Origin of the sequence: uncultured Flavonifractor sp. (assembly GCF_944387675.1) — a bacterium.
Taxonomy (GTDB): Bacteria; Bacillota; Clostridia; order Oscillospirales; family Oscillospiraceae; genus Flavonifractor.
Genome location: NZ_CALXFV010000167.1, coordinates 1 through 2,581 on the forward strand (window position 1 = coordinate 1; position 2,581 = coordinate 2,581).

The window sequence follows — 2,581 nt, forward strand, 5'->3', positions numbered from 1 at the left end:
AAAATTTTCTATTTTTTCTTCTTTAACTCTTTTTTTTAATTTTTCAGTTAAATTTATAGCAGTCATAACTCCAATATCAGACATTATTAATATTTCTTCTAGTTCTTGAAATAATGCATTATCTATTTTGGTATACTTTACACCTAAAAAATTTAATCTATTTACAAATTCATTTCTTGTTTTAGACAACGCTTTTTCATACTTTTTCACTTCATTATCTTTACTTTTTCCAAATATTTTCCCTATATTTTTTAAAAAACTCATATTTATTCACCACCAATATTATAGCAAGCGAAATTATCTTTTACAACTTACTTTATTTTAATTATATATACTTTACTAGACTTTTTTTGAAATTTATAGTATAATTGTAATTACTTTATTTTTCGTTTTGAAAATTAGTTGTTAATAGCAAAGGAGAATTTTTAATGAATAAAAATATTGAAACGCTTTTTTTTGCGTTAGGAGGACTTGGAGAAGTCGGTAAAAATATGTATGTAATTGAGCATGATGATGAAATAATAATCATTGATGCTGGAGTAATGTTTCCCAAGGATGAATTACTTGGAATCGATTACGTTTTAGCTGATCACACATATTTAATAAATAACAAAAACAAAATAAAAGCTTTATTTATAACGCACGGTCATGAAGATCATATAGGAGGTATTCCGTTTTTATTAAATGAAGTTGAAATACCAGTAATATATGCATCAAATGTAGCTACTGAATTAATAAAACATAAATTAGATGATAAAAATATTAAGTATAACAATATAAAAATTATTAATGAAAATGTTGTTGCTAAATTCAATCATTTTGAAGTTGAATTTTTTAGAACTACTCACTCTATACCCGACTCATATGGAATAGCAATTCATACACCAAATGGAACAATTGTGACTACAGGAGACTTTAAATTTGATTTAACACCCATAGGGCCAATGGCCAATTTACAAAAAATGGCTTCTTTAGGAGAAAAAGGTGTAAGATTATTATTAAGCGATAGTACCAATGCTTTAGTACCTGGTTTTTCAATAAGCGAATCAGCAGTTGATGAGGCATTAGGAGAATTATTTGCTAGAAGTACAGGCAGAATTATCTTAGCTACGTTTGCAAGTAATATATATAGAGTTGCACATATAATTGAAACTTGTAAAGATAACAACCGAAAAATCGTTGTTTTTGGTAGAAGTATGATCAATAGTATTGAGATCGCTAAATCATGCGGCTTTATATCAGATGATAATATTTTTATAACTAGTGACGAAGCTAACAGAATGAATCCAAGCGAAGTATGCATTTTATGTACCGGAAGCCAAGGTGAACCGTTAGCAGCTTTATCAAGAATTGCAAACGGTGTAGATAGCAATGTTAAATTATTACCAGATGATACAATAATTTTTTCTTCAAGTCCTATTCCTGGTAATGCATTAAGTATTAATAGGGTTATTAATAAGTTGTACTTAAAAGGCGCAAAGGTATATACTAATGCAAGCGAATCAGATATACATACAAGTGGTCATGGAAAACAAGATGAATTAAAGCTAATTATGAGATTAATAAAGCCCGAATACTTTATACCTATTCATGGAGAATATAGAATGTTAAAGAAGCATGCAGAAATAGCAAATTCATGTTCAATAGACAAAGATCATACATTTGTTATCAAAAATGGCGATAGAATTGCATTAAATAAAGATAAAGTTTATTTAAAAGATTCAATACCAATTAATAGTATATATGTAGATGGTAAAAGAATTGGTAATATAGGAACTTCAATTATAAAAGATAGAAAAATAATGTCGACTGATGGTGTTTTAATAGCCATTTTAAACGTAAATAGTGAAAATAGAACCTTAACATTAAATCCTAATGTAACTACTCGTGGTTTTGTCATCGTAAATGAAAATCAAAATTTAATTAACGACATAGAAAAAAAGATTAAACAAATTGCAATTAGCGAGTTAAATAAAGAAACATTCAATCATATTGATTTAAAAAATAGGATAATATTGGAAATTAATTCTTATATAATTGAGTTAACAGGCAGAAGACCTATAATTATGCCAATGATTTTAGAAACGAAAATATAAAAACTAATAATTTTATAAAAAACACAAAAAACCATATTTGTGTTTTTTTATGATTTAAAACTTACTTTTAACATATTTTTTTATCAATTTTTTCTGTTCGCTATCGCATACTAAGCCAATAATCATTTTATCATTACTAATAATTAAAATATCACATTCAAGACCGTAATTTAACTTAAAATAATTCGAAATCCATTGATAATTATTCACAGGAATTTGAATTAAAATCGAATTCACTTTATAATCCCTCCTAATAATTATATAAAAAAATAAATATGTTTAAAACAACATATTTATTTTGCAATTTCTTCAGCTCTGGTTTCTCTAATTACAACTACTTTTATTGTTCCTGGATATTGTAGTTTGTTTTCTATTTTTTCTTTTATATCTCTTGCCATTTTGTAGCTAGTTAAATCATCAATTTCTTCTGGTTTAACTATTACACGTAATTCTCTACCAGCTTGCATCGCATAAGTTTTATCAAC

At 26.3% G+C, this 2,581-nt stretch carries 2 protein-coding genes and 1 pseudogene; 1 reads left to right on the forward strand and 2 read right to left on the reverse strand.

The genetic code is table 11. The annotated features are described in order from the left end of the window. Positions 1-264: signal recognition particle receptor subunit alpha (locus Q0J74_RS11055; protein ID WP_297214575.1), on the reverse strand; the 264-nt coding region annotated here is incomplete at its 3' end. 164 nt (positions 265-428) lie between these two features. On the opposite strand from Q0J74_RS11055, the gene Q0J74_RS11060 reads away from it, so the two are divergent. Next, complete coding sequence (locus Q0J74_RS11060) at positions 429-2,096, forward strand: ribonuclease J (RefSeq protein WP_297214577.1); 1,668 nt, start codon at positions 429-431, stop codon at positions 2,094-2,096. Positions 2,097-2,389: 293 nt separating this feature from the next. Here Q0J74_RS11060 and Q0J74_RS11065 read toward each other — a convergent pair. Continuing rightward, positions 2,390-2,581 (reverse strand): annotated as a pseudogene (locus Q0J74_RS11065) (ribonuclease Y); the annotation flags it as partial.

Excerpts from the sequence above, each read along its gene's own strand:
- Q0J74_RS11060 (WP_297214577.1), top strand. The coding sequence starts at position 429 with ATGAATAAAAATATTGAAACGCTTTTTTTTGCGTTAGGAGGACTTGGA.